Origin of the sequence: Actinomadura sp. NPDC000929 (assembly GCF_040492065.1) — a bacterium.
Lineage (GTDB): Bacteria > Actinomycetota > Actinomycetes > Streptosporangiales > Streptosporangiaceae > Spirillospora > Spirillospora verrucosospora.
This window is the reverse complement of sequence record NZ_JBEUPA010000055.1, coordinates 20,983-43,264: the sequence shown is the minus strand read 5'-3', so window position 1 is coordinate 43,264 and position 22,282 is coordinate 20,983. Positions and strand designations below refer to the sequence as shown.

General features: G+C 72.8%; 21 protein-coding genes, 3 tRNA genes and 2 pseudogenes. 20 read left to right on the top strand and 6 right to left on the bottom strand.

Annotated features, from left to right (window positions below; genetic code table 11):
- The 7 genes and pseudogenes from ABWI04_RS20550 to ABWI04_RS20520 all read left to right on the top strand — a co-directional run.
- Window positions 1-463, top strand: a 463-nt coding sequence (locus ABWI04_RS20550) for a cellulose binding domain-containing protein (RefSeq protein WP_353833431.1), incomplete at its 5' end; no start/stop codon positions are given.
- 22 nt (window positions 464-485) lie between these two features.
- Complete coding sequence (locus tag ABWI04_RS20545) at window positions 486-1,253, top strand: fumarylacetoacetate hydrolase family protein (protein ID WP_345174845.1); 768 nt, start codon at window positions 486-488, stop codon at window positions 1,251-1,253.
- 10 nt (window positions 1,254-1,263) lie between these two features.
- Window positions 1,264-1,899 carry a DUF2461 domain-containing protein gene (locus ABWI04_RS20540; protein WP_345174848.1) on the top strand — a complete coding sequence of 212 codons (636 nt, stop codon included), beginning with the start codon at window positions 1,264-1,266 and terminating at the stop codon, window positions 1,897-1,899.
- 101 nt (window positions 1,900-2,000) lie between these two features.
- Window positions 2,001-2,072: transfer RNA gene (locus ABWI04_RS20535), tRNA-Gln, on the top strand.
- Between the two features lie 24 nt (window positions 2,073-2,096).
- Window positions 2,097-2,169, top strand: a tRNA-Glu gene (locus tag ABWI04_RS20530).
- Window positions 2,170-2,711: 542 nt separating this feature from the next.
- Window positions 2,712-2,784: transfer RNA gene (locus ABWI04_RS20525), tRNA-Glu, on the top strand.
- Between the two features lie 105 nt (window positions 2,785-2,889).
- Window positions 2,890-3,465: pseudogene (locus tag ABWI04_RS20520) on the top strand (phosphatase PAP2 family protein); the annotation flags it as partial.
- Between the two features lie 25 nt (window positions 3,466-3,490).
- On the opposite strand, the gene ABWI04_RS20515 reads toward ABWI04_RS20520, so the two are convergent.
- A complete protein-coding gene (locus tag ABWI04_RS20515; protein WP_502913141.1) occupies window positions 3,491-4,261 on the bottom strand; it encodes a TioE family transcriptional regulator in 771 nt (256 codons plus the stop codon).
- 81 nt (window positions 4,262-4,342) lie between these two features.
- Here ABWI04_RS20515 and ABWI04_RS20510 point away from each other — a divergent pair, with 81 nt between their 5' ends.
- Both ABWI04_RS20510 and ABWI04_RS20505 read left to right on the top strand, forming a co-directional pair.
- Window positions 4,343-5,482 carry an erythromycin esterase family protein gene (locus ABWI04_RS20510; protein ID WP_353833429.1) on the top strand — a complete coding sequence of 380 codons (1,140 nt, stop codon included), beginning with the start codon at window positions 4,343-4,345 and terminating at the stop codon, window positions 5,480-5,482.
- Between the two features lie 204 nt (window positions 5,483-5,686).
- Window positions 5,687-6,019 carry a YnfA family protein gene (locus ABWI04_RS20505; protein WP_345174852.1) on the top strand — a complete coding sequence of 111 codons (333 nt, stop codon included), beginning with the start codon at window positions 5,687-5,689 and terminating at the stop codon, window positions 6,017-6,019.
- Between the two features lie 46 nt (window positions 6,020-6,065).
- On the opposite strand, the gene ABWI04_RS20500 is transcribed toward ABWI04_RS20505, so the two are convergent.
- A complete protein-coding gene (locus ABWI04_RS20500) occupies window positions 6,066-7,040 on the bottom strand; it encodes an NADP-dependent oxidoreductase (RefSeq protein ID WP_353833428.1) in 975 nt (324 codons plus the stop codon).
- Between the two features lie 162 nt (window positions 7,041-7,202).
- Between ABWI04_RS20500 and ABWI04_RS20495 the strand changes: the two genes are divergently transcribed.
- Window positions 7,203-8,192 (top strand): AraC family transcriptional regulator, encoded by a 990-nt coding sequence (locus ABWI04_RS20495; RefSeq protein WP_353833427.1) that lies wholly within the window; start codon window positions 7,203-7,205, stop codon window positions 8,190-8,192.
- 91 nt (window positions 8,193-8,283) lie between these two features.
- Here the strand turns inward: ABWI04_RS20495 and ABWI04_RS20490 are convergent, their stop codons facing one another.
- Window positions 8,284-8,790 carry a cupin domain-containing protein gene (locus ABWI04_RS20490; protein ID WP_353833426.1) on the bottom strand — a complete coding sequence of 169 codons (507 nt, stop codon included), beginning with the start codon at window positions 8,788-8,790 and terminating at the stop codon, window positions 8,284-8,286.
- Window positions 8,791-8,847: 57 nt separating this feature from the next.
- Here ABWI04_RS20490 and ABWI04_RS20485 point away from each other — a divergent pair, with 57 nt between their 5' ends.
- Complete coding sequence (locus tag ABWI04_RS20485; protein WP_353833425.1) at window positions 8,848-9,516, top strand: TetR/AcrR family transcriptional regulator; 669 nt, start codon at window positions 8,848-8,850, stop codon at window positions 9,514-9,516.
- A gap of 645 nt (window positions 9,517-10,161) precedes the next feature.
- On the opposite strand, the pseudogene ABWI04_RS20480 reads toward ABWI04_RS20485, so the two are convergent.
- Together ABWI04_RS20480 and ABWI04_RS20475 are read right to left on the bottom strand one after the other, a co-directional pair.
- Window positions 10,162-12,215, bottom strand: a pseudogene (locus tag ABWI04_RS20480) (MMPL family transporter).
- A gap of 116 nt (window positions 12,216-12,331) precedes the next feature.
- The gene (locus ABWI04_RS20475; protein ID WP_345174860.1) at window positions 12,332-12,892 is read right to left on the bottom strand and encodes an ArsR/SmtB family transcription factor; all 561 of its coding nucleotides are present in this window, start codon (window positions 12,890-12,892) and stop codon (window positions 12,332-12,334) included.
- A 212-nt stretch (window positions 12,893-13,104) separates the two neighbouring features.
- On the opposite strand from ABWI04_RS20475, the gene ABWI04_RS20470 reads away from it, so the two are divergent.
- The 9 genes from ABWI04_RS20470 (at window position 13,105) to ABWI04_RS20430 (ending at window position 21,079) form a co-directional block, all read left to right on the top strand.
- A complete protein-coding gene (locus tag ABWI04_RS20470; RefSeq protein WP_345174862.1) occupies window positions 13,105-13,551 on the top strand; it encodes a hypothetical protein in 447 nt (148 codons plus the stop codon).
- 88 nt (window positions 13,552-13,639) lie between these two features.
- The gene (locus ABWI04_RS20465) at window positions 13,640-13,984 is read left to right on the top strand and encodes an NADH-quinone oxidoreductase subunit A (RefSeq protein WP_345174863.1); all 345 of its coding nucleotides are present in this window, start codon (window positions 13,640-13,642) and stop codon (window positions 13,982-13,984) included.
- The gene (locus tag ABWI04_RS20460; protein ID WP_353833424.1) at window positions 13,975-14,853 is read left to right on the top strand and encodes a hypothetical protein; all 879 of its coding nucleotides are present in this window, start codon (window positions 13,975-13,977) and stop codon (window positions 14,851-14,853) included. Before ABWI04_RS20465 ends, ABWI04_RS20460 begins: the two co-directional genes overlap by 10 nt.
- Window positions 14,846-15,709: a complex I subunit 1 family protein gene (locus ABWI04_RS20455; RefSeq protein ID WP_345174868.1), complete on the top strand. Its 864-nt coding sequence runs from the start codon at window positions 14,846-14,848 to the stop codon at window positions 15,707-15,709. Before ABWI04_RS20460 ends, ABWI04_RS20455 begins: the two co-directional genes overlap by 8 nt.
- Window positions 15,710-15,718: 9 nt before the next feature.
- Window positions 15,719-16,246, top strand: coding sequence for an NADH-quinone oxidoreductase subunit J (locus tag ABWI04_RS20450; protein WP_353833423.1), 528 nt, complete (start codon window positions 15,719-15,721; stop codon window positions 16,244-16,246).
- On the top strand, window positions 16,243-16,548 hold the full coding sequence (nuoK, locus tag ABWI04_RS20445; RefSeq protein ID WP_345174871.1) for an NADH-quinone oxidoreductase subunit NuoK: 306 nt from the start codon (window positions 16,243-16,245) through the stop codon (window positions 16,546-16,548). The genes ABWI04_RS20450 and nuoK overlap by 4 nt, the downstream gene beginning before the upstream one ends.
- Window positions 16,549-16,588: 40 nt before the next feature.
- Window positions 16,589-18,226: an NADH-quinone oxidoreductase subunit 5 family protein gene (locus ABWI04_RS20440; protein WP_353833422.1), complete on the top strand. Its 1,638-nt coding sequence runs from the start codon at window positions 16,589-16,591 to the stop codon at window positions 18,224-18,226.
- Window positions 18,227-18,230: 4 nt separating this feature from the next.
- Window positions 18,231-19,712 carry a complex I subunit 4 family protein gene (locus ABWI04_RS20435; protein WP_353833421.1) on the top strand — a complete coding sequence of 494 codons (1,482 nt, stop codon included), beginning with the start codon at window positions 18,231-18,233 and terminating at the stop codon, window positions 19,710-19,712.
- Complete coding sequence (locus ABWI04_RS20430) at window positions 19,712-21,079, top strand: NADH-quinone oxidoreductase subunit N (protein ID WP_345174877.1); 1,368 nt, start codon at window positions 19,712-19,714, stop codon at window positions 21,077-21,079. The genes ABWI04_RS20435 and ABWI04_RS20430 overlap by 1 nt, the downstream gene beginning before the upstream one ends.
- Here the strand turns inward: ABWI04_RS20430 and ABWI04_RS20425 are convergent.
- Entirely contained in the window at window positions 21,076-22,209 is a 1,134-nt protein-coding gene (locus tag ABWI04_RS20425; RefSeq protein ID WP_345174879.1) for a glycoside hydrolase family 113 protein, read from the bottom strand. The genes ABWI04_RS20430 and ABWI04_RS20425 overlap by 4 nt on opposite strands.
- Window positions 22,210-22,282 lie beyond the last annotated feature (73 nt).

The following is a 22,282-nucleotide window of genomic DNA, read 5'->3' as shown; positions in this document are numbered from 1 at the left end:
GCCCACGCCCGGCGGCGGCGCGCCCGCCACGCCCCCGCAGTCCGGGGCCCCCACGAACCAGCCGCCCGGGGGGCAGCAGCCTGGGGGGCAGCAGCCCGGCGGGCAGCCCGTCACGCCGCCCCCGGTGACCACCGCCCCGATCGGGCCGCTCGTGCAGGGCAAGGGCATCACGTACCAGCTCGTCCAGCAGGACAGCGGGTACTTCGAGGGCAAGATGGTCATCACGAACCACACCAAGAAGCCCCTGAAGGCGTGGAAGCTGACGTTCAAGGCCCCCCGCGCCGACGTGAAGAACATCTGGGGCGCCCGGCTCGTGCACGGCGGCTCCACCGTCGAGATCAGGAACCTGGACGGCGTCCCCCCGATCCAGCCCGGCTCGACCTGGGACATCCAGTTCGGCGCGGCCGGGACGGCGTCCACCCCGAAGTCCTGCGTGCTGAACGGCAGGGCCTGCGGCTTCTGACCGGCGTACTAGGCTCTTGACCATGCGTATCGCCAGATTCTCCACCGACGACGGCATGTCCTTCGGTGTGGTGGAGGAGAACACCGTCGCCGTCATCGCGGCCCACCCCTTCGGGGAGCTGACCTTCACCGGGCAGCGCCTCCCGCTCGCCGACGTCCGGCTGCTCGCCCCGATCCTGCCCAGCAAGATCATCGCGATCGGGAAGAACTACGCCGACCACGTCCGCGAGATGGGCGGGGACGAGCCGCCCGCCGAGCCGGTGCTGTTCTCCAAGCCGTCCACCGCCGTGATCGGCCCCGAGGAGGCGATCGCCTACCCGCAGAAGCTGTCCGAGCGCGTCGACCACGAGGGCGAGCTCGCCGTCGTCATCGGCCGGATGTGCCGCGAGGTCCCGGCGGCCCGCGCCGCCGAGGTCATCCTCGGCTACACCTGCGCCAACGACGTCACCGCCCGCGACCTGCAGGCCAAGGACGGGCAGTGGACGCGGGCCAAGGGCTTCGACACGTTCTGCCCGATCGGGCCGTGGATCGAGACCGAGGTCGATCCCGCCGACCTGTCGATCTCCACCACCGTCAACGGGGAGGTCCGGCAGGAGGCCCGCACGTCCCTGCTGCTGCACGACGTCCCCACCCTGGTCGAGTACGTCAGCCAGGTCATGACGCTGCTGCCCGGCGACGTCATCCTGACCGGCACCCCCGCCGGCGTCGGCCCCCTGGAGGTCGGGGACGAGGTCACCGTCACCGTCGAGAACATCGGCAGCCTCACCAACCGGGTCATCGCCCGCGACTGAGGGGGCCCAGGTGTTCAGCGGCTTCAGCGACGAGGCGTTCGCCTTCTACGAGGGTTTGCAGGCCGACAACAGCAAGCCCTACTGGACGTCCCACAAGGACGTCTACGAGCGCCACGTGCGTGAGCCCTTGGCCGAGCTGTGCGCCGAACTCGAAGGCGAGTTCGGCGCGGTCAAGCTCTTCCGCCCCTACCGCGACGTCCGGTTCAGCAAGGACAAGACGCCGTACAAGACGCACCAGGGCGGCCACACCAGCGAGGGCTTCTACATCCAGGTCGACGCGGACGGGCTCATGGTCGCGGGCGGCATGTACGCCCCGACCCCCGACCAGCTCCGCCGCTACCGCGAGGCCGTCGCCTCCGACACCCACGGCGCCGAGCTGCGGGCCATCGTGGACGACCTCCGCGCCGCCGGCATGGAGATCGCCGGCGACCGCCTCAAGACCCGCCCGCGCGGGACCGACCCCGACCACCCCCGGCTGGACCTCCTGCGGCACCGCTCCCTCTACGCCCGCGAGGGCTGGCCCGCCGACCCGTGGATGTCCGACGCCGACGAGGTCGTCTCCCGGGTCGGCGCGTCCTGGCGGCGCCTCCGCCCCCTCGTCGCCTGGGGTCACGAGCACATCGGACCGCCCGACTTCACCCGATGACCCTCCGGTCGGCCAATCGTTTTGGCCCTGCTCCCACTGTCCTGTATTCTCTTCGAGGCGCGAGCAACCAGCCGGAAACGGTTCGGGAGCCCGTACCTCACTGGGGTATGGTGTAATCGGCAGCACGAGTGATTCTGGTTCACTTAGTCTAGGTTCGAGTCCTGGTACCCCAGCTGCGTCCGCTCAGGCGGACACACGCCCCCGTCGTCTAGTGGCCTAGGACGCCGCCCTCTCAAGGCGGTAACGGCGGTTCGAATCCGCTCGGGGGTACGTGGCGGGCTTCCCTGCTCGTTGGGCCCTTCAGGCCTCAACTTCGCCGGGGCCCGCAGTGTCTTCCCAGGGGGGCGACCCCCTGGAACCCCCGGTGTTCGGGCTTCGCCCTCACTTGGTTGGGGCGTACGCCTAGAGGGTTTTTTCTGCGACGTCCAACCGGCGTTTTTCTGTCGCCTTCGTGCGATTCCCTCGTGTTGGCGGTTTGTGGCGACCGGCGCTTTCCTTCTCTGTGCTTCGACGAGCCGTTCAGTTCGTATGGGGCTCAAGCCGACGATTTCTGCAATGGCGGATTCGAGCCGGTTGTCCGGAGCGCCTTCCTGGCCCGCGAAGCCGGGCGTTGAAGCTTGGGCGGCCAAGTGGGGGCAGGAGCGTCCCCGCTCCTCCGGCTGCGATCGTGATCGAGGTTGTGCAGTCTGTAGACGGGCGTCGTCGTGAGCGTGGGGGTGCTGGGAGGTTCGGGGGGAAACCGGTTCGAGGTGGGGGGTCGGGTCCGGTAAGCTAGGCGAGGCCGCGCGGGAGACCGCGAAGGTCATGGTCCTGCCCCCGTCGTCTAGTGGCCTAGGACGCCGCCCTCTCAAGGCGGTAACGGCGGTTCGAATCCGCTCGGGGGTACCTGGCAAGTCTCTGGGCGCGTACGTGTGCGCCACCTCTTTCTCACAGGCTCGTGACGAGCATTTCTCTGCGTCTCCTTCGCACGGCGCGCATTCTGATGCGCCGATGAGGTGCTTCCGGTGCGGGCCGGGGAATGTTCCGGCCGTGAGGTGGGGGACCAAGAGCTGGTACGCGGTGCTCGTGGCGGTCATGGTGCTCGTCACGGTGGACGTCCTGCTGGACGGTCCGCTCCGCCACCTCGACCACGTCGTGCACGACTGGAGCGACGCGCACGTCCAGGGCTGGCGGCTGACGGCGGTGGACGTCTTCGCGGCGCTCGGCCAGCGGGGCTACCTGGCGAGGGTCATCGTCCCGCTCGCGATCATCGCCGCGGTACGGGTGCGGTCGGTCCGGTACCCGCTGGCGAGCGTGCTGATCGTGGGCGTCCTCTCGCTGCTGCAGGTGCTGCTGAAGGCGGCGATCCCCCGGACGTTCCCGATCAGCGAGACCGACGTGCTGTTCGTCCGCGGCGACGCCTACCCGTCCGGCCACACCCTCAACGGGTTCGTGCTCGTCTGGGTCATCCTCGAACTGGTGGTCGTCGCGTTCCCCGCGACGTCCGGGGCCCTGCCTCCGCGCCGCCGCCGCGACATCGCGGTGGTGACCGGGACGGTCACGGCGGTGGCCCTCACGGTGGTCGACAAGCACTGGCTCACCGACTGCCTGTTCAGCCTCGCCCTCGGCCCCCTCCTGCTGCAGTGCCTGCTTCTCCTGGATCCGTTCGCCACCCGGCGCGGTCGAGAACGTCCAGATAGCGGCTCAGTTCACCGGACGCGGCGAGCATGGCGAGGCCCCGTGCGGTGAGCCTGCGCCGCCAGTCGTCCAGCGCCTCCGCCAGGGGCCCGGTGCCGCCCGCCGTCCGGACCTGCCGGACCACCGTGGCGATGTGCTCCAGCGGGTAGCCGCCGCGCCTGAGGAGATGGGCGAGTTCGGCGTCGCGGACGTCGCTCGCGCGGAAGACGCGGTACCCGGTCGCCGGATCGCGGGCGGGGACGAGGATGCCGATGCCCTCCCAGTTGCGCAGCGTCGCGGGGGTGACGTCGAGCCGGTGGGCGAGTTCGCCGATCGTCAGCGGCCCGGGGGCGCCCGGGCGCTCGGCGCCCGGCTCCGCCATCAGATGGTCCACCGCGCTCTTCACCGCCGTGAGGGTCTCGCGGTCGCGGAGCACCTGCTCGTGGCCGCGGTCGATGACCAGCAGGGCGTCGTCGACGTCACCGTCGTTGACCGCGTTCATGATCCGGCCGCCGGCGGCGTGCCCGAACGCCGGGACGAGGGCGAGGAACGCGCGCAGGGCGGCCGCGTGCACCTCGGTGTAGATCCGGTAGCCGCTGGGCGTGCGGTCGGCGGGCGGGAGGAACCCGTCGCGCTCGTAGTTGCGCACGGCCTGCGCCGAGAGGCCGTGCCCGCGCGCGAGGTCGGACGGTCGCAGGGTGATCACCGCTTTGAGGCTTGGGACGGAAGAACGACGGTCACAGGCGGGAAAGTATCAACCGTCTTTTCAAGGATACGCTTTCACCACATGAGTCAGGACATTCGCGACTTCGTGCCCGCCTCCTGTGACCTTCTGGCGTTCGGCGAGCCGACGCACCGGGAGCCGTCCTTCGGGCGGCTCCGCAACGAACTGTTCGCCCGGCTGGCGGGCCACGGCTTCCGGTCGATCGCCATGGAGACCGACCGGGTCGCCGCCCTCGCCGTCGACGACTTCGTCCAGGAGGGGAAGGGGAGCCTCGACGCCGTGATGAGCGAAGGCTTCTCGCACGGCTGGGGGGAGATCGACGCCAACCGGCGGCTGGTCGCCTGGATGCGGGAGTACAACGAGGGCCGTCCCCCGCACGAGCGGCTGGCCTTCCACGGCTTCGACGCTCCGATGGAGACCCTCAGCGCCCCCAGCCCGCGCGCCTACCTCGAACACGCCCGCGACTACATGGGACTCGACCTCGACATCGCGGCCCTCTCCGGCGACGACCGGCGGTGGAGCCGCCCGGAGGCGGTCATGGATCCGGCCCAGTCGATCGGTGCGACGCCCGAGGCGGGCAGGCTGCGGACGATCGCCGACGACATGCTCCTCGCGCTCTACGAGCGCGCCCCGAAACTGATCGCGGCGACGTCGCGCGCCGAGTGGTCCAGAGCGGAGATCCACCTGACCGCCGCCATCGGCCTGCTGCGGTACCACAAGCGGGCGACCCAGCGCCTGGAGCGGGACGCGCGCATCTCGCGCCTGGCGGCCGCCCGCGACGCGCTCATGGCCCAGAACCTCCTGGCCGTCCGGAACGCCGAGGACCGGCGCGGCCCGACCTTCGTCTTCGCGCACAACACCCACCTGCAGCGAAACCCGTGCCATATGAGCATGGGGGACATCGACCTCACCTGGTTCGGCACCGGCTCCGTCATCGCGTCCCTGCTGGACGAGCGGTACGCCTTCATCGCCGGGAGCCTGGGCCGCAGTGAAACGATCAAGCTCGGGGAACCGGAGCCGGACACCTACGAGGGCGGCATGCAGAGCCGCATCGCCACGTGGGGCCTGACGCCGGCCGCCGCGATCCCGCCCGCCCGCCGGCGCACCGACACCGTCCCCGAGCAGGGCTATTTCCCTCTGGACCAGGCGGTCCTCGACACGGCCGACGCGGTCCTGCACATCAGCGACGGCGCGACCGTCTGAGGTATCTCCGGCCCCGCCGCCGCGTGACCGGCGGCGGGGACGGGCGCGGCAACCCCCCGGGTTGCATCCGGGAGTGGGGCACAGGCTGACCGTCAGGTCATGGGCCGCCGCAGGGCGGCCGGGACGGGGAGCCGGGATGGTGGAGACACCGATCGCCTGCCGGGGCCGCGGGGGAGCGGTTCCGTGCGTGAGTACCGTTCCGGTATGACGATCGCGCGCTCCCTCGCCCTGTTCGCCCTCGCCGCGGTCGCGGAGATCGGCGGCGCCTGGATGATCTGGCAGGGCGTCCGCGAGCACCGGGGCGGCTGGTGGATCGGCGCGGGCCTGGTCGCCCTCGGCCTGTACGGCTTCGTCGCGACCTTCCAGCCCGACGCCCACTTCGGCCGCGTCCTGGCCGCCTACGGGGGCGTGTTCGTCGCCGGGTCCCTGGCCTGGGGCATGGCCGTGGACGGGTTCCGCCCCGACCGCTGGGACGTCGCCGGGGCGGCCGTCTGCGTCCTCGGCGTCCTGATCATCATGTACGCACCGCGCGCCTGATCGCTGCGGTCCCGGAGGGCAGGCGGGCGGCGCCGCCCGATGGCTTTCAGGGGACGAGGATGGTCCTGCCGTTCGCGCGGCCGGCCTCGGCGTCCCGGTGCACGGCCGGGAGTTCCGCGAGCGGACGGGCCGCCGCGACGTCCACCCGCACCGCGCCGTCGTCGACGAGGGCGATGAGTTCGGCGAGTTGAGCGGGGTCGTTGCGGGCGACGAAGTGCGCGGCCGTCACGTCCGATCCGGGCGGGGGCTGCACCGGGCCGGTGATCGAGACGAGGGAGCCGCCGGGGCGGACGGCGCGGCACAGCGCCCGCGCGGCCTCGGGCGCTGTCGGGACGAGGTTGAACACCAGATCCACCGGACGGTCCAGCGCCTCGTGCGGAGGGACCCGCGTGTAGTCGATGATCTGCTCGGCGCCGTAGCCGCGGACCCGGTCGGAGCTGCGCGGACCGGCGGTGGCGATGACGCGGGCGCCGGCGCGCCGGGCCAGCTGGACGGCGAACATGCCCACGCCGCCCCCCGCGCCGTTGACGAGGATCCGCGTGCCCGGTCCGACGCGGGCGTGGTCGAACAGCCCCTGCCAGGCGGTCAGCCCCGCGACCGGGATCGCCGCGGCATGGGCGAGCGGGAGCCCGGAAGGCGCGCTGGCGAGCCGGGCGGCGGAAGCGGTGAGGTACTCGGCCGCCGCGCCGCCCTCGTCGAGGCGGCCGACGACGTGGTCGCCGACCGCGAAGCGTTCGACGCCGTCGCCGACCTGGACGACCGTCCCGGCGGCCTCGGAGCCGAGAGTGAACGGCAGGTCCAGCGGGACGATGTCGCGCATCATGCCGGCCCGGAAGCCCACGTCCGAGGGGTTGAACCCGGCGGCCGCGACGCGCACCAGCACCTCGCCCGGCCCCGGGGACGGACGGGGGACCCGCTCATGGCGGATCACGTCGGGCCCGCCGAAGGCGTGGACGCGCGCCGCCATCATCGTCGCGCTACGGCTCGGAGCGGGCCGATCCGATCGGAGTCCTGGTGTCATGAGTCGTCCTCGGTGGAAGGGGACCGCGCATCTCTCGTGCGCGTCCTTGCTGATCTTGAGTGATATCGACCGTAGATCCGGTGCCGTGGACGACCAATGCGTGTTCATCTCGGATTCTTAAGCAAGCGTCTCCCCGATGAGCACCATCGCTAGAATCCGGGGATGGATGTGCTGAGCGACGTGATAGCCGTGATGCGCACCGGTGAGCCGCGGTCGGCGCTGGTCGAATGGTCGGCGCCGTGGGGGCAGCGGTTCCGGACAGTGCCGGGAGCGGCCGGGTTCCAGATCGTCTTGCGGGGTTCCTGCTGGTTCATCCCGGAAGGTGGCGACCCGTTCCCGCTGGCCGCCGGTGACGTGGTGTTCCTTCCTCATGAGAGCCGGCACGGCCTGGCCGACGCTCCGTCCACGCCCTTGGCCGAGCACGCCTGCGATCCGCAGGGCGACGTCAGGTTCGAGCGCAGGCACGCCGCCGCGCCGATCGGACGGGCGGGCTCGGGCTCCCCGGCCGCGGTGACGCTCTGCGGGGCCTACGAGCTCGCCGCCGCCCGCGTCCACCCGCTGCTCGACGATCTGCCTCCGGTGCTGCATCTGCCCGCTCGGCTGGGACGCCACCCCCGGCTGCGCGCCGCGGTCGAGCTGCTGGGCGCGGAACTCGAGGACCCTCAGCCGGGCACCGGCGCCCTCGTGCCCGCTCTGCTGGACACGCTGCTGCTCTACATCCTCCGGGCATGGTTCGCCGATCAACCGGAGGGCGGCGGGGCCACCGGGTGGGCGGCGGCGCTCGCCGACCCCGCGATCAGTACCGCCCTGGAGGCGCTCCACGGCGATCCCGCGCGTCCCTGGACCGTCGCCGGCCTGGGCGCGCACGCGGGACTGTCGCGGGCCGCCTTCTCCCGTCGTTTCACGGCGCTCGTGGGGCGGCCGCCGCTGGCCTACCTGACCTGGTGGCGGTTGACGATCGCGACGCGGCTGCTGCGCGACTCCGACGCCCCTCTGAACGTCGTGGCGGAACAGGTCGGATACGGCTCGGAGTACGCATTCGCCAACGCGTTCAAACGCGAGTTCGGCCTCCCGCCCGGACGCTACCGGCGCGACAGCCGCTCTCCCGGCAGGCCGGAGCCGGCGGACTCCGATCTCGTCCCGCACGCCTGAGGTCGCCCCCAGCCGCGAACGCGTGCGTCCACGCCGCGGACCCGCGCGTTCGCCTCGGCGTCCGCCGCGGCCTTCCTCCAGTCCTCGGCCGTCACTCCGGACGAGACGCGCCGACGGCGTTCGGGGGAGGGCCGAGGATCTCGACGTGGTGGCGTGCCGCCGCGTGCCCGAGCACCGCGGGGTCGAACGGTTCCGGGTCGGGGAGCCGGAGTTCGCGGGCCGGGGTGCCGGCTTCCGCGGCGAACTCCTCGAAGCCGCACGGCGTGGTGATCTGAAGGCAGCGCAGCGGTTCATCGGAGCCGACCACGAACGTGTGGGGCAGGCCGACCGGCAGGAGCACGAAGTCCCCAGGACGGGCGACGAGCTCCTCGCCGTCGCACAGGAAGCGGGCCGTGCCCGACAGGACGTAGAACATCTCGTCCTCTTCCAGGTGGCGGTGCAGCGGCGGGGCGAATCCGGCCGGGTTGAGGAACTCCGCGACGGTGACCCCGCCCCGGGTCTGCGCGCCCGCGGCCTTGACGGTGACGAGGTTGCCGAGGAACCACAGCGCCTGGCCCTCGGCGCTTCCCAGGACGTAGGGACGGTTGACGGGTAACACGGCCGCCTCCAGTTGGAGAGACAACGTCTATTGAATAGGACGGTAGTATGCCTCGGCATGGGCGTCAATGACAGCTCGTCCGGCCGCGGGAGGCGCCGGTACGACTCGCCGCTGCGCGACCAGCGGGCCCGGCAGACCCGGCAGGCGATCGTCGCTGCGGCGAACCGCCTCTTCGTCGAGCGCGGCTACGCCGCCGCCTCCCTCGCCGACATCGCCAAGGACGCCGAGGTGGCGCGGCCGACGGCCTTCGCCGCCTTCGGCTCCAAGGCCGCGCTGCTCCGCGAGGTGGTGGACCAGGCCCTCGCGGGCGACGACGAGCCGGTGCCGGTCGCCGAGCGCCCGTGGTTCCGGCCGGTGCTGGAGGGGACGACGCCGGAGGCGGTCGTGAACGCCTACGCCGAGGTCTGCCGCCTCATCGGCGAGCGCGCCGCGGAGATCTTCGAGGTGGCCCGCCGGGCGGCCGACGAGGGGCCCGAACCGGCCGAGCTGTGGGAGACGATGCAGCGCAACCGCCGCCTCGGCGCCGCCATGGTGGTCGACCGCATCGAGTCGCTGGGCCCCGCGTCGCACGACCTCGACCACGAGCGCGCCGTGGACGTCGTGTGGCTGTTCAACGACCCGTCCCACTACCGAGCCCTGGTCACGACACGAGGCTGGAGCCCCCAGGCCTACACCGCCTGGCTGTCCAGCCAACTCCGTCACGCCCTGGGCGTCTCGACCGGTTGACCCGCCCGCGCACTTCCGGTGCGCGCGTACCCGGTGCCGGGGCCCGGCGGGGACGCCGTCGCGTTCGTCGCGGTGCTCGACCCGTGACGGGCATGCGAGAGGGGCGGCCCCCCCGACCGCCCCTCCGCGTCCTCGAAAGAACGCCCGCCCAGCGGGAGCCATTCCGGGCCCCGGGGCGTTCGAAGAACATGTTAGTCGAATGCGCGTTGCCGAAGAGTTGGAAATGAAAATTCTCGTAAGTGCGGAAGGAAGGTGACCGAGTTCACCCGTCTGTCCGATCGTCGCCCTAGTTGCCCGAATGTGTCGGAGAGGTCGCGTCCGTGAGGCTGTGGGGGGACGGGAAAACAATCACGATCACGTCTCCCCGGAAGGGGTATTCATGCGGGAATCCTCTCCTGACCTTGGGCGTTACCTGCCATCATGTGCCGTTGTCAGGGTGTGGCGGAAGGAGCGTGTGGGTTCTCTTCGGTGAGGTGATTCGCGGGTGCATGAAAGTCGCGTTTGTCGCGATCGTTGGAATGAATAATGCTCTTGATAATGGATTCCGTGAGCTGTTGAGAACTGGAACGTTTGGTTAGGCTTCCCTATGTTCGAAGAAGGTGCGGGCCCTCGGGCGCGATCGGTCACCGAGAGCCCGCGCGCAATTCACGCCAATTTCGCGTCGATCAGCTCGGCCGGCGGGCCGGCGGGGGACGGGGGTTCCGGCGTGCGTGCGGGCCACCAGAAGCGGTGTCCCGCGTCGAGGGCCAGGGCGGGGACGATGACGGAGCGGACGAAGAAGGTGTCCAGCAGCACCCCGAGGGACACCAGGACGCCGATCTGCACCATCATCGTGATCGGCATGACGCCGAGGACGCCGAACGTGGCCGCCAGGACGAGTCCGGCGCTGGAGATGACGCCGCCGGTGACGCCGAGGCCGCGCAGGACGCCCGCGCGGTGCCCCGAGCGGGCGGCCTCCTCCCGGATCCGGGAGACGAGGAACAGATTGTATCCACGCCGAGCGCCACCATGAACAGGAACCCCATGAGAGCGACCTGGATGTCCAGGGCGGGGAAGCCGAACCCGTACCGGAACAGAAGCCAGGCGGCGCCCAGTGCGGCGAAGTAGGACGCGACGACCGTGGCGACCACCAGGAGGGGGGCGACGATTGCGCGGAGCAGCGCCATCAGGATGAGCAGGACGACCCCCAGCACCAGCGGGATCACCACCCGCCGGTCGTGGGACTGCGCGTCGGCGAGGTCGATCAGCCGCGCGGTGCTCGCCCCGAAGTCCGCCTCCGGGATCGCGTCCCGCAACGCGCGGACCGTGCCCTTCGCCGCCTCGCCGTCCGGCGGGTCGGTGAGGACGAGGTCGAACTTGGTCAGGCGTCCGTCCGTCGAGCGCTCCGGCGTCCCGACGCGGGCGACCCCGGGGGAGGCGCGGAGGGCGGCGGCCACGGTGTCCGGTTCGTCGGTGACGACCTGGAGCGGGCGTCCCTGGCCGCCGGGGTAGTGCTGCGCCAGCAGCCGTTCCCCGACCGCCGAACCGGGCGTCGTGGTGAGGAAGTGGGCGCGGTCGAGGCCCGTGCTGATGCCGAGGCAGCCCGCCGCGAGGGCGGCGAGCACCGCCAGCCCGCCCACCCAGACCAGCCGGGGGCGTGCGGCGACGCCGGCGCCGATGCGGTCCCACAGGCCGCGTGCGGGCGGGGCGTCGCCGTGGCGGGGGATGCGGGGCCAGAACACCCAGCGGCCGAGGATCACAAGAAGGGCGGGCAGCAGCGACATGACGACGACCAGGCCGCCGAGCACGCCGATGGCGCCGATGGGCCCGAGCGCGTAGTTGAACCCCATGCGCGCGGCGAGCAGGCACAGCAGGCCGAGCGAGACCGTCGCGGCGGACGCGGCGATCGGGGCGGCGGAGCGGCGCAGCGCGGCGGACATCGCGTCGTGGCGGTCGGGATGGCGGCGCAGCTCCTCCCGGTAGCGGGCGAGCAGGAGCAGCGCGTAGTCGGTCGAGATGCCGAACACCAGCGCGTTCAGGATGGTGGCCGTCCCATCCGCGACGTAGAGGCCGGCGTGCTCGCCGAGGAGGTAGACCACGGCGCCCGTCGTCTGGAGTGCGATCGCCGCGTTCACGATCGGCAGCAGCCACAGGATCGGGCTGCGGTAGGTGAGCAGCAGGGCCAGGGCGACCAGGACGACCGTGGCGATCAGGACGGGTTTGTCGACCTTCTTGAACGCGTCGCCCACGTCCAGCGCGGATCCGGCGGGGCCTGTCAGCCTGACCTCGAGTCCGGGCGGGGTGCCCCGAGCCGCCTGGTCGCGAAGCTTTCCGGCCTTGTCGGCGAGGGCGCCTTCGCCCCGCAGCGGGACGGTCAGCATCAGTGCCCTGCCGTCGCGGGACGGGAGGGGCGCCGCGATCGGGGCGGCCGCGACCGGGGCGAGGGCGCGGCGGTCGGCGTAGGCCTTCGCGCGGTCCGCGCCGGTGACGCCCGACGGCCGGACGTAGACGAGGATGCCCGGTGCGATGTCGCCGTCCGCGAACCGGTCCGCCAGCTCGTCGACCCTCGTGGACTGGGCGCCGCGCGGGAGTTCGGCGGTCGAGTCGGCCTGCACGACGTCCGGCAGCCGGCTCGCCAGCGGCACGGCCACCGCCGTGACCGCGACCCAGAAGGCCAGGACCGCCCATTTCAGCAGGCGCCGTTTGCGTGAGAGCAGCATGAGGTGCTCTCCTTTCGTTCGGGGGTTCGCGTTGCGTGGAAACACGCCGGTCGGCGTGGTGATGCGGGCTTCCGCCCGTCCGGGCCGGCGAGCGGCAACTCGGCGGCCCGGACCTCTCAGACCTCCGGGAACGCCAGGAACCTGGCGTGGAGGGTGCGCGCGTCCGGTGGCGGATCGTCGTCCGCGCGCTTGTAGCGGTAGAGGAGCGCGATGTACTCCTCGAAGAAGGGGCGCACCTGCTCCGGCGTCAGCGTGAGGGTGGAGAACGAGAAGAGCAGGGCGTCCGCCCACGGGCCCATCCCGTCGCGTTCCCGCAGGTAGCGGTCCAGCATCTCCATCTCGTTCGCGAACTCCCGGCGGGTCAGCTCCTCCACCGCCTCGCGCATCCCCGGCGACTGCTCGCTGTAGGGCGGCAGCCGCCGGTCGCCGGGCACCGCCCGCCACCAGCGCTCCCGCCCGCGCGCCAGCTCGGGGACCTCCTCCACGAATCCGTGCCTGGCGAGCTGCCGCAGGTGGTAGCTCGTCGCGCCGGTGCTCTCGCCCAGCTCGCGGGCGAGGGTCGTGGACGAGACGGGCCCGCGCCGCATGATCTCGGCGATCCTCCTCCGCAGCGGGTGCGCGAGCAGCCGCACCCGCTGCGGGTCGGTGATCGTCTCCGGGGCCGGCTGTTCCTTCATGCCCGCGACGTTAGATGTTGCAAAGGGTCTTTGCAAGGGCTCTTTGTAAACTTCGCCGGGCAGGAGGCGCCGCCGCGACCTGGGAGGGAGGCGCCGCCTGCCCCCTCGGGTAGCGGCGCGCCACGACCGTCCCTCTCGTGGGGCATGTCCTTGGCTGACGGATGAGGGTGTGGTCAACTTAAATCGTTGGCGATGGGGGGAGTGGGAGCCGAATGCAGCGTCATGTGGACGAGGTGCCGCCGGGAGCGTCGCTCGCCGAGAAGGTCGAGTGGCTGATCCAGAACCTCTGGCCGGCGGACGCGGAGCCGCCGCGCAACAACGTGGAGACGGCCGCGGCCATCGCGCACGCCACCGGTGAGGACATCTCGTCCACCACCGTGTGGAAGCTGCGCACCGGGCGGCAGGAGAACCCGCAGTTGAAGACCCTGACGGCGCTCGCCACGTTCTTCGGCGTGCCGATCGGCTACTTCGGGTTCGCCGGGGAGTCCGAGCCCATCGGCGAGGACCTCACGCTGAAGGCGCTGCGCCGGGACGTCGAGCAGGGCATCATCCGGCCCGAGGTGCTGCGCGCCCTGGTCGACCTGTCCCCGGAGGCGCGCTGGGTCGTGGACGAGATGATCCTCGCCGCCGCCGAGGCCGACCGCGTGCGCCATGCCTGAGTCCGCGCGGGCTGCGCCGGGCGATGTTTCGGCGGGGAGCTGATCAGGTAGAGGGCGACTAGCACGTCACCCGTACCCCGGAGGGGCAATGTCGTCGTCCGCCGCCGTCCTCTCGGTTCTCGGGCTGGTGGCCGCCCTGGTCGCCGGGGTCTACGCCGTCTCGTTCGCGGCGGCGCCCCGCGGGTTCGAGAGCGGGCCGTTCCTGTCGGGGGCGCGCCCGGCCGAGCACGCGGTGTCGCGGTACCACGTGCGCTGGTACACGGTGTCGATGGTCTTCCTGGCCTTCGACATGGAGATGGTCTTCATGTTCCCGTGGGCGCTCGTCGTCGCGTCGATCGGCGCCAAGGCGGTCGTCGAGATGTTCCTCTTCCTGGCGCTGCTGCTGGTCGGGGTCCTCTACGCGTGGCGGGAGGGGGCGTTCCGGTGGGCCTGAGACGGTCCCTGGGGCTCGGACGGCTCGCCGCGCGGCGCCCGTTCGTCGTCTCGGCCGCGGACGGGACGCGCGACCGGCTCGCGGTCGAGCGCGCGCTGCGCGGACGCCGGTGGCGCCCCGCCCTGTCGCCCGCGGAGACCGGGATGCTCGTGGTGTGCGGGAACCCCGGACCCGCGCTGGCCGAGGCCATCGACGTGGTCTGGCGGGACATGCCCGAGCCGCGCGTGCGCGTCTCTGCGACCGATCTGGAAGGCGTCGCCGGAGGCCGGCGTCCCGGCCTCGACCTGGACGCGGACATGGCCGGCCGGGCCGACGACAGGGACGGCCTGAAGCTGGACGTCCTGCACGTGCCGCTAGGGCCTGTGCTGTCGTACTGGCCGGCAGGGCTGCGCGTCGATCTGACCCTGCAGGGCGACGTCGTCCAGGAAGCCGAGGTCACCGCCGTCGACAGCGGCGGCGGGACGTTCTGGACGCGGGAACGCCAGGCCGCGTCCCGTCTCGACAGCCTGTCCCGGCTGCTGCACGTGGCGGGATGGGAGGCGGCCGGGGAGCGCGCCGCCGTGCTGCGGGACGACGCCCTGACCGGGGCCGCCGACGACGTGCTGGCGCGGCGGTTCGCACCGTTCGCCCGCCAGGTCGGACGGTCGCGCGCGCTGGCGTGGATGACGCGGGGCTTCGTGAAGGAGCGGCTGGACGGCTGGCTCCGCGACGTCGGCGCCGCCCTGGAAGGACGACCCGTCCAGCCGCGCGAGACCTGGGACGAGGCGGCGGCCGTCCTGCCGGTGCTGCTGAGGGGAGCGGAACTGGCCGCGGCCCGGTTGGCCGTCGCGAGCCTGGATCCCGATCTCGGGGCGGTCGCCGATGGTTGAGGTGCTGGTCCTCGGCGTCCTCGCGGTCGCGGCGGCGTCGTTCGGCGGCGCGCTCGCCGGACGGCCGGCCGAGCCGTTCCGCGAGGCCGCGCGCCTGCTGACGGTGCAGCGGCGCGTCACGGCCAGGGCGGACGTGCTGCTCACCAGGATCGGCGCGGTGTCGCTGCCGGTGGCGGCGGCCCTGGCGGCGCTGGTGGTGCCGTTCGGCGACCGCGTCGCGGCCGGGACGCGGATCGGCGTCGTCTGGTTCAACGCGATGGAGGTCGTCGCGTGGGGGTCGGTGTGGCTCGCGGGCTGGGGCGTCAACTCGGCGTTCGGGCTGGTGGGCGGGTACCGGTTCCTCGCGCAGGGGCTCGCCTACGAGCTGCCGCACATGTTCGCGCTCATCACCGCCGCGCTCGCCGCGCACTCGCTCGACCTGCGCGCCATCGGCCACGCGCAGGAGGGGCTGTGGTTCGCGGTCTGGATGCCGGTCGCGTTCGCCGTCTACCTGGTCTCGGCGGCGGCGATGGCGTTCTGGGGGCCGTTCGACCATCCCCTCGGCGCCGACGTGGCCGGGGGCGTCCTGGCCGAACTGTCCGGTCCCGACCGGCTCGTCTTCCTGGCGGGACGCTACGGGCTGCTGGCGGCGGCCTCGGCCGTCGCCGTCCCGCTGTTTCTCGGCGGCGGCTCGGGGCCGCTGCTGCCGGCGTGGCTGTGGTCGCTGGTGAAGGCGTGCGCCGTCCTGGCGCTGCTGGTCTGGACGCGGCGGCGCATCCCGGTGCTGCGCATGGACCGCGCCATGACCGCGGCGTGGGCGGTCCTGATCCCGGCCTCGGTCCTGCAGATGCTCGTCGTCGCGATCGTCGTGGTGTGAGGGGGGACCGTGGAGGCCGTCGCGTTCTGGGTGCTGGCCGTCGCCGCCGTCGGCGCGGGCGTCGCCGTGTTCGCCGTCGACTCGATGGCGCGGGCGACGTTCGCGCTCCTGGCCTCGTTCCTGTGCGTCGGCGGCGAGCTGCTGCTGATCGACCTGCACTACCTCGGCGTCCTGATCGTCCTCATGATGATCATGGAGATGCTGGTGATGGCCGTCTTCATGGTCATGTACATGATGAACCCGGCCGGGTTGATGCCGATGACGATGCTGCACAACCGGCGGGGCGCGTTCGCCATCTCCGGCGCCGCCTTCGCCGCGCTGGCCGCCGGGGTGTTCGCCGTCCCGTGGCCCGAGCGCGCGGGGCGCCCGCCGCGCGACCCCACGGTGGCGCTCGGCGAGGTGATCATGGGTCCGAAGATGCTGGTCATGATGGTGATCGGCGCCGCCATCCTGGCCACCATGATCGCGACGGTGGTGCTGGCCGCGCACCGGGGCCGCTACGACGGGGGCCGCGACGGCGGGGAGGGGGCGCGATGACGCTAGAGGCGTTCCTGCTGCTCGCCTCCGCGCTGTTCTGCGTGGGGCTCTTCGGGGCGCTGTCGCAGCAGTCGATCGTGATGCTGATGATGGGCCTCGAACTCATGATCAACGGGATCGTGGTCGCCGCGGCGGCGTTCTGGTTCTGGGTGTCGCCCGGCGCGGCGGACGGGCAGGTGCTGGTCCTCGTCGCGATCACGGTGATGGCGCTGGAGATGGCGATGGGGTTCGCCGTCGTCACCGCCCTGTTCCGGGCCCGCGACGTGGACGTGACCGACGACGCGGGGGACCTCAGGGGATGAGCGGATCGCGCGGGGCCGTCCGCTCGCGGGGAGCGCGCGGATGACGTTCCTGCCCGGCTGGCCGGGCGGGCTCGCGGTGGACGGGCTGTCCGCCGTCCTGCTCGTGACGCTCGCGGCCGTCCTGGCGGCGGTCCTCGTCTTCGCGGCGGGGGAGGGACGCGGCGTCCGCTTCTTCGGCCTGATGCTGCTGTTCGCCGCGGCGATGGCCGTCACGGTGACGGCGACCGACCTGGTCCTGCTGCTGATGGGCTGGGAGGTCATGGGCGCGATGTCGTACGCGCTCATCGGGTACGAGTGGTGGGACGAGCGACGGGTGCGGTCGGCGGGCGTCGCGTTCCTGACGACCCGGGCCGCCGACATGGGCCTCTACGCGGCGGCCGGGTTCGCGATCGCCGGGGCCCACTCCCTCCGGCTCGACGACCTCGCCGCGTCCGGCGCCCCCTGGCGGGACCTCCTCGCGGCCGGACTGGTGGTGTCGGCGCTCGGGAAGTCGGCGCAACTCCCGTTCTCCTTCTGGCTGTCGCGCGCCATGGACGGCCCGAGCCCGGTGTCGGCGCTCCTGCACTCGGCCACGATGGTCGCCGCAGGCGCCTACCTGCTGATACGCGTGCATCCGCTGCTGGCCGCGACCGGCTGGGCCGCCACGCTGGTGACCTGGGCCGGGGCCGTGACCGCCCTGGTCCTGGGCGCCGTGGCGCTCGCGCAGCGCGACCTCAAGCAGCTCCTCGCCGCGTCCACATGCGCGCAGATCGGCTTCATGGTGCTCGGAGCCGGTGCCGGCGCGCTCAGCGGCAGCACGGCGCACCTCGTCGCGCACGCGGCGGTGAAGAGCCTCCTGTTCCTCTGCGCGGGCGTGTGGCTGGGCGTGCTCGGGACGCACCGGTTGGACGCGTTGCAGGGCGCGGCACGGCGGCATCGGACGGTCGGCGCGGCGTTCGGAGCGGGCGCGCTCGCGCTGGCCGGCGTCCCGCCGCTGTCGCTGTGGGTCACCAAGGACGAGATCCTCGCGGGCTCCGGCGGCTCGCCGGCCCTCCTCGCGGTGGGGCTCGCGGCGTCGGTCCTGTCGGCGGCGTATGCCGCGAAGGCCCTGCTCGCCGCGTTCCGTCCGGTGGCCGGAGGCGGGGCGGTCCGGGTGCCGTTCGCGCAGCGGGCGCCGCTGGTCCCGCTCGCCGTCGCGGCGGCCTCGCTCGGGGCGCTCGGCCTGCCCCCGGTCGCGGACGCCTGGCGGCGGCTGCTCGGCATGCCGGACGAGAGCGGCCCCGGACCCTGGTCGTTCGCCCTCTCCGGTGTTCTGGCGGTGCTCACGGTGGGCGCGGTCGTGGCCGTCCGGCGGATCCCGGAGCCGGCGTGGGCGCTGCACTGGCTCTGGCTGGAGGACGCCGTCTCGGTCCTGGTGGTCCGTCCGTCGTTCGCCGCGGCCCGGGCCCTCGCACGATTCGACGACCGGGTCGTCGACGGCGCGGTCCGGGGCGTCGCGCGCGGCGTCCAGGCGACCGCCGGGCTGGCCGGGCGCCGCGTCGAGTTCCGGGTGGACGGCCTCGTCAACGCGGTCGGGCGCGCGGCGCGCGGGCTCGGCGCCCTGGCGCGGCGCCCGCAGACCGGGCAGGTCCACATGTACTACGCGCAGGCCGCCGTGGTGCTCGCGGTGCTCGTCGTCGTCGCCGTGCTGGCCGGGTGAGCCGATGCTGAACCTGGTGGTCTTCCTCCCGCTGGCGGTGGCGCTCGCGCTGCCCGCCGTCCCACGCCGCGCGGTCCCCTGGACGTGGATCGGCGTCAGCGTCCTGGACCTCGCGCTCGTCATCGGGATGTGGGCCGCGCACGGCACCCGCGGCGGGATCGCCTACGAGACCGACGTCCGGTGGATCCCGTCCGTCCGGGCCGGCTACCACGTCGGCGTGGACGGCCTGTCGCTGCCGCTGCTGGCCCTGACCGCCGTGCTGTTCGCCGCGTGCGCGGTGTACTCGCTGCGGCAGACCCACCGGGTGCGGGCCTTCGCGATCCTGTTCCTCTTCCTGGAGACCGTGTGCCTGGGCCTTTTCGCGGCCCTCGACCTGCTGCTGTTCTTCGTCTTCTTCGACCTGTCGATCGTCGGCATGTACTTCGTGATCCTGCTGTGGGGGCACGGCGACCGGACGCGGTCGGCGCTGGTGTTCTTCCTCTACACGTTCCTCGGATCGCTCGTCCTGCTGCTCGGGTTCATCGGCCTCTACCTGGGCGCCGACCCGCACACGTTCGACATGGTCGAACTGACCCGGAACCCGCCGCGGAGCGGCGGCCTGGCGGCGCTGACGCTCCTCGCCGTCGGGATCGGCCTCGGCGTCAAGACGCCCGTCGTGCCCTTCCACACCTGGCTGCCGCCCGCCCACACCGACGCGCCCGCCGCGGGGTCGGCGATCCTCGCCGGCGTGATGCTGAAGATGGGCGTCTACGGGCTCGTCCGGATCGCGATGCCGATGCTGCCGGACGCCTGGCGGCGCTACGCCCTGGTCTTCCTGATCGTCGGGCTGGTCGGCGTCCTGTACGGGGCGCTGGTCGCACTGGCGCAGGACGACCTCAAGCGGCTCGTCGCCTACACGTCGGTCAACCACATGGGGTACATCGTCCTCGCGCTGGGCGCGGCCGGATACGCCGCCGGCGACGCCGACGCGCGGCGGCTCGCCGTCACCGGCGCGGTCACGCAGATGGTCAGCCACGGCCTCGTCACCGGCGCGCTGTTCCTGCTGTGCGGCGTCCTGTACGACCGGGCGGGCAGCTACGACCTCGGGCGGTTCGGCGGCATCGCGCGCGGCGCGCCCGTCTTCGCCGCGCTGACCGCGGTGGCCGCGTTCGCCTCGCTCGGGCTGCCGGGCCTGTCCGGGTTCGTCGCCGAGTTCCAGATCTTCGCCGGGACGATCGGGAGCGGCACGGCGGCGACGGCGGTCACCGGCGCCCTGGCCGTCCTCGGCATCCTCGTCACGGCGGCGCTGTTCCTGCGCGTCCTGCACCGCGCCGTGCTCGGCCCGCCCGGCGAGCTGACCCCGCTCGTCACCGACGTGCGGCGCCCCGAACTGGCCGCGCTCGTCCCGCTGCTGGCGCTGTCGCTGGTGATCGGCGTCGCGCCGCGCTTCCTGCTCGACACGATCGACCCGCTGTCGGCCGCCGTCGTCGCGCTGGTGGGCCGCTGATGAACGAGAACCCCGCCGACCTCGCCCCCGAACTGTGCGTGCTGGCCGCCGCCGTGGCCGGGCTGATGGCGGGGATGTTCCTGCCCCGGGCGCGCCAGTGGCCGGTCCCGGTGGTCTGCTCGGCCGGGCTCGTCGCCGGCCTGGCCTTCGCGGGGGCCGCGGCGGCCCGTCCCGGCCTCATGGCGTTCGACTCCTTCTCCGTCGACGCGATCACGCACGTCACCCGGATCACCGTGCTCGGCTCGACGCTCGCCGTGGTCCTGCTCGCGGCCGGGCGGGTCCGCGGCCATCCGAGGGAGAGCGAGCACCACGTCCTGATCCTGCTCTCCGCACTCGGGACGATCATGCTCGGCGCCTCGTCCGACCTGCTCGTCCTCGTCGCCGCGTACCTGCTGGCGAGCATCCCCGCCTACGCGCTCGCCGGGTTCGGCAAGGACGCGCCCGGGACCGAGGCCGCGCTGAAGTACTACCTGATGGGAGCGCTGCTGGGCGTGCTCATGCTCGGCGGCGTGACGCTGCTGTCCGGCGTCGGGCGCGGCACCGCCTACCCGGTGCTGCGGACCGGGCTCGCCGGCGCGCCCCCGGCGGCGGTCGCGGCGGGCCTCGTCGCGCTCCTCGCCGGGCTCCTGTTCAAGGCGGGCGCCGTCCCGGGCCACTACTGGGTGCCGGACGTGACCGAGGGCGCCCCGCCCGCCGTCGCCGCGTACGTCACCACCGTCCCCAAGGTCGGCGCGTTCGCCGCCCTCTACCGCTTCGGCGCCGAGACCTCCCCGGACGGCTGGGCCGCCCTCCTCGCCGTGGTCGCGGCGGCGACGATGACGCTCGGCAACCTCGCCGCGTTCGGGCAGGACAACGTCCGGCGCCTGCTGGCGTACTCGACCGTGAGCCAGGCGGGCTACCTGCTCGTCCCGGTCGCGATGGCGGGACGGACCGATCTGGCCCGTCCCGCGCTGCTGTACTTCGTGGCCGCCTACGCGGTGACGAACCTCGGCGCCTTCGCGGTCGTGGTCGCCGCCGGCCGCGACGACCTGGCCGGATACACCGGGCTGCTGCGCGCCTCGCCGCTGCTCGGCCTGTCCCTCGTCGTCTGCCTGCTCGGCTTCGTCGGGACGCCGCCGACCGCCGTGTTCGTCGGGAAGGTCCTGATGTTCGGCGCGGCGCTGGACGGCGGTCACGCGTGGCTCGCGGCGGTCGCCGCCGTGAACACGGTCGCCAGCGTCTTCTACTACCTGCGCTGGATCGTCCCGCTGTTCCGGCGGCCGTCCCGCCCGCCGCCCCGGGCGCGCGGCGCCACCGCGCTCGCCGCTGCCGCCGCCCTGCTGTCCCTGGCCCTCGGCATCGCCGCCGGCGCCGCCCTCGCCGTCTAGGGGGCGTAGCGGTGGGCGAGGGTGCGGAACGCGAGCTTCGGCTCGAAGTGGCCGGTCTTCTCGTAGCCGAGTCCCGTCTCGGGCGGGAGCACCTTGACCAGGGAGAACCCGGCCATGTCGAGGTCCCTGGCGGGATCGGGAGAGTACGGGCCGTCGGGCTCGATGAAGTCGTAGACGAACGCGCCGTACACGCCCTCGGCCTCGTAGACGTCCAGGAGCTCTGAGATGTAGCGGGCCTGGGTCCGCTCGTCGCGGACGTAGCCCGGCGGGATGACGGGCGGGTCCTGCGACCAGTCGACGATGTCGAACCCGTCGCCGCCGCGCCTGTCCGCGCCCCGGTAGGTGCAGCATCCGAACTCGGTGATGACGACGGGCTTGCCGAACCGGTGCAGGGCCCGGACGTCCTGGACGTAGGTCGCCTCGTTCGTCTCGTCCCGGTACAGGTCGACGCCCACGACGTCGAAGCCGCGCCAGGCGACCTCCTCCCAGACGCCGGAGGTGTAGGTGAGGCGGCCGCCGAACAGCGGCCGGACGGTCCTGAGCGCCCGGCCGAGGAACGCGTTCAGCCGCTCGTTGTAGCCCTCGCCCGCCGGGGTCCCGAGGTTGGCGGCCCGCTCCCGCCAGTCCTTACCGGGCACCAGCCCCTCCATGAAGATCGTCAGCTCGCAGCCCACCGAGATGCCGACGCCGGCGTGGACGCGGCGGAGCCCCTCGGCCGCCTTGGCGACGCCGGTGAGGAACTTCAGCGTCGCCCGCGCGTCCCTGTCGAACTGCCGGGCCTCGAACCACACGAACATGCCCTCCTCCGCCGCGCAGCGGGCCGCGAGCATGAGGCGTCCCAGGTTCGAGCCGAGCAGGATGATCGCGTTGCAGTGCAGGTCGCGGCGGATCGCCCGGATCTCGCGCCGCACGTACGCGGGCTTCCACACCTCGCGCTCGGTGTCGTAGTTGACGCCGTGCTGCGGCAGCGGCCGCCTCCGGGCCGGCGCGGCCTGCGCGGTGCCGGTCGTCGGGGCAGAGGCGATCACCGCCGCCCCGGACACGGCGGCCGCCGCCGTCCCGGCGAGCACGGTCCTGCGGCTGATCTTCGCCGAAGGTCTCCGCTGCGCCGTCGGTCCCTGGTGTGACACGTCTGCTCCTCGCTGGTCGAGCCGCCCGCCACCGAGCCTTCCGGGGTCGGGCACGCCCGGGCAGCGGCCACCG

Coding starts and splice junctions, on each gene's coding strand:
- ABWI04_RS20505 (WP_345174852.1), top strand. CDS start 5,687: ATGACGATCGCGCGCTCCCTCGCCCTGTTCGCCCTCGCCGCGGTCGCG.
- ABWI04_RS20545 (WP_345174845.1), top strand. CDS start 486: ATGCGTATCGCCAGATTCTCCACCGACGACGGCATGTCCTTCGGTGTG.
- ABWI04_RS20500 (WP_353833428.1), bottom strand. CDS start 7,040: ATGACACCAGGACTCCGATCGGATCGGCCCGCTCCGAGCCGTAGCGCG.
- ABWI04_RS20465 (WP_345174863.1), top strand. CDS start 13,640: ATGTCGTCGTCCGCCGCCGTCCTCTCGGTTCTCGGGCTGGTGGCCGCC.
- nuoK (WP_345174871.1), top strand. CDS start 16,243: ATGACGCTAGAGGCGTTCCTGCTGCTCGCCTCCGCGCTGTTCTGCGTG.
- ABWI04_RS20440 (WP_353833422.1), top strand. CDS start 16,589: ATGACGTTCCTGCCCGGCTGGCCGGGCGGGCTCGCGGTGGACGGGCTG.
- ABWI04_RS20485 (WP_353833425.1), top strand. CDS start 8,848: ATGGGCGTCAATGACAGCTCGTCCGGCCGCGGGAGGCGCCGGTACGAC.
- ABWI04_RS20495 (WP_353833427.1), top strand. CDS start 7,203: ATGGATGTGCTGAGCGACGTGATAGCCGTGATGCGCACCGGTGAGCCG.
- ABWI04_RS20470 (WP_345174862.1), top strand. CDS start 13,105: ATGCAGCGTCATGTGGACGAGGTGCCGCCGGGAGCGTCGCTCGCCGAG.
- ABWI04_RS20475 (WP_345174860.1), bottom strand. CDS start 12,892: ATGAAGGAACAGCCGGCCCCGGAGACGATCACCGACCCGCAGCGGGTG.
- ABWI04_RS20510 (WP_353833429.1), top strand. CDS start 4,343: ATGAGTCAGGACATTCGCGACTTCGTGCCCGCCTCCTGTGACCTTCTG.
- ABWI04_RS20435 (WP_353833421.1), top strand. CDS start 18,231: ATGCTGAACCTGGTGGTCTTCCTCCCGCTGGCGGTGGCGCTCGCGCTG.
- ABWI04_RS20455 (WP_345174868.1), top strand. CDS start 14,846: ATGGTTGAGGTGCTGGTCCTCGGCGTCCTCGCGGTCGCGGCGGCGTCG.
- ABWI04_RS20430 (WP_345174877.1), top strand. CDS start 19,712: ATGAACGAGAACCCCGCCGACCTCGCCCCCGAACTGTGCGTGCTGGCC.